Here is a 2,707-nt window from a genome sequence, read left to right on the forward strand (position 1 = left end):
GCCTGAGCACAGCCATCACCACCAGCCACCCCGACACCACCACCATCCCCACCCACCGACCCCACACCAACGAGAACCACACCCTCGCCACCGCACTCGCCACCCTGCACACCCACGGCACCCCCATCACCTGGACCACCACCACCGGAAACCACCTCAACCTCCCCACCTACCCCTTCCAACACCGCCACTACTGGGCCAAGAGCAGGCCCGAGACGGTGACCGATCCCTTGCGGTACCGCGAAACCTGGGTCTCGATCGAACCGGGTGGCGCACCCGTGTTGTCCGGTACCTGGCTCGTGATGACCTCGCCCGCGAGCCGTCACGAAGAGGCTTGCATTGCCGCACTCGAACAGTACGGCGCACGAACGATCATCCTCAGCGTAGAACCCGGCGAGGAGATCCTCGGACGGCTTCGCTTGGCAGTGGGCGACTCCCCGATTGCCGGTGTGCTTTCCCTACTGGCACTGGACGTGTCACCGCATCCCGGTTCGAGTGCGGTCCCGGCGGGCTTGGCCGCGACCGCCGAACTCGTGGCCGCCGAGGTCGACGCACCGGTCTGGGCGGTGACCTCCGGCGCGGCGCACGACCCGGACCAGGCGATGGTCTGGGGATTCGGCAGGGTCGCGGCGGCCGAATCGCCGGAGCGCTGGGGCGGGCTGATCGATCTGCCCGCAGTACTGGACGAAAGCGCCCAGCGGCGGCTCGCCGGGGTGCTGGCCGCGGCGGACGGCGAGGACGAGATCGCGTTACGGCCTTCGGGCACCTTCGCGCGCAGGCTCGTCCGCGCGCCGGGAAGTGGTGACGCGTGGCAGCCGTCGGGCACCGTCCTGATCACCGGCGGCACCGGCGCGCTCGGCGGAAGCCTCGCGAAATGGCTCGCTGTCAACGGCGCCGAGCACGTGGTGCTGACCAGCCGCAGCGGTGAAGCCGCGCCGGGAGCGGCCGAGCTGGTCGCAGACCTGACCGGGCTCGGCGTCCGGGCGACCGTGGTTGCCTGCGACGTGGCCGAGCGCGCCGCCGTGGCCGATCTGTTCGAACGCCTCACCGGCGAGGGTAGTGCGCTGACCGCGGTGTTCCACGCCGCCGGGGTGCTCGACGACGGCATGATCGCCGCGCAGGACGTGGCGAAGTTCGCCACCGTGCTCCGGGCGAAGGCCACCGCCGCGTCGAACCTCCACGAGTGCACAAAGGACCTGGACCTCGCCGCGTTCGTGCTGTACTCCTCGACCGCGGGAACCGTGGGGAACCCCGGCCAGGCCAACTACGCGGCGGCGAACGCCTGCCTGGACGCCTTGGCCCGCATGCGCCGCGAAAGCGGTCTCCCTGCCTTGTCGGTGGCGTGGGGTCCGTGGCAGGGCCCGGGGATGGCCGACGGCAACGAGACCTTGGCGGGTCGGCTGGAACACGGTGGTGTGGCGCCCTTGCGGCCGGAGGCCGCCTTCGAGGTGCTGCGCCATGCGGTGGCACAACCCGACCCGACCCTCGTGGTCGCCGACTTCGACTGGGCCCGTTTCGCGCCGGTCTACCGTGCGACGAGGCGACGCAGGCTTCTTGACCTGCTGCCCGAAGCCGCCCAACCCGAGCGCGAGCGGGGCGAGACGACTCAGCCTTCCTTCGCGGCCGCGCTGGCAGGCAAGACCGGGCCCGATCGTGAGCGGGCGATCGTCGGGTTCGTGGCCGAGCACGCCGCCGACGTGCTCGGCCACGCCTCAGCCGACGCGATCACCGGCGGGCTGGCCTTCCGCGACCTCGGTTTCGATTCGCTCACCGCAGTCGAACTGCGCAACAGGGTCAACGCGGCGACCGGCTTGCGGCTCCCGTCGACGCTCGTGTTCGACTACCCGACACCGGCGGATCTCGCCCGGCTCATCGACGCGGAGTTCGGCGGCGAGACCTCTCCGGTGGAGGAACCCGCCGAGAGCGCGGTGGCCGCCGAAGATGCCATCGCCATCGTGGGGATGGCGTGCCGGTTGCCAGGCGGGGTGGCAGGCCCGGATGACCTGTGGCGCATCGTCTCGACGGGCACCGAGGTCGTGTCGGAGTTCCCGGCCGACCGCGGCTGGCGGGAAGACCGGATCGCGGCCAGCAGCACGCGCGCCGGTGGTTTCCTGCACGACGTCGGCGGGTTCGACGCGGAGTTCTTCGGGATCAGCCCGCGCGAGGCGGTCGCGATGGACCCGCAGCAGCGGATCCTGCTCGAAACCTCGTGGGAGCTGTTCGAACGGGCGGGCATCAGGCCGGACTCGGTGCGTGGCAGCCGCACGGGTGTCTTCATCGGCACCAGCGGCGCCGACTACGGGCTCACCGTGCGCGGCGCGGGTGAGGCGCTGGAGGGGCACGCGGGGATCGGCAACGCGGGAAGCGTGCTCTCCGGGCGGGTGGCTTACGCGTTCGGGTTCGAGGGGCCCGCGGTGACGGTGGATACCGCGTGTTCGTCCTCGCTGGTCGCGCTGCACTGGGCGATGCAGGCCCTGCGCACCGGGGAGTGTTCGCTCGCGGTCGCCGGGGGCGTGACCGTGATGTCGACCCCGGAAGGGTTCGTGGAGTTTTCGCGGCAGGGTGGGTTGTCGGCGGATGGCCGGTGCCGCGCGTTCGGCGCGGGTGCCGACGGCACCGGGTGGGGCGAGGGCGTGGGCGTGCTCCTGGTGGAGCGGTTGTCGGATGCGGTGGCGAACGGGCACGAGGTCTTGGCTGTGGTGCGGGG

General features: G+C 71.5%; 1 protein-coding gene. It reads left to right on the forward strand.

What is annotated here, in order from left to right; all coding sequences use genetic code 11:
• The coding region (locus ABD256_RS43970; protein WP_344432344.1) for a type I polyketide synthase at window positions 1–2,707 on the forward strand (2,707 nt) is incomplete at both ends.

Source organism: Amycolatopsis minnesotensis, from assembly GCF_039529815.1.
GTDB classification, from domain to species: domain Bacteria; phylum Actinomycetota; class Actinomycetes; order Mycobacteriales; family Pseudonocardiaceae; genus Amycolatopsis; species Amycolatopsis minnesotensis.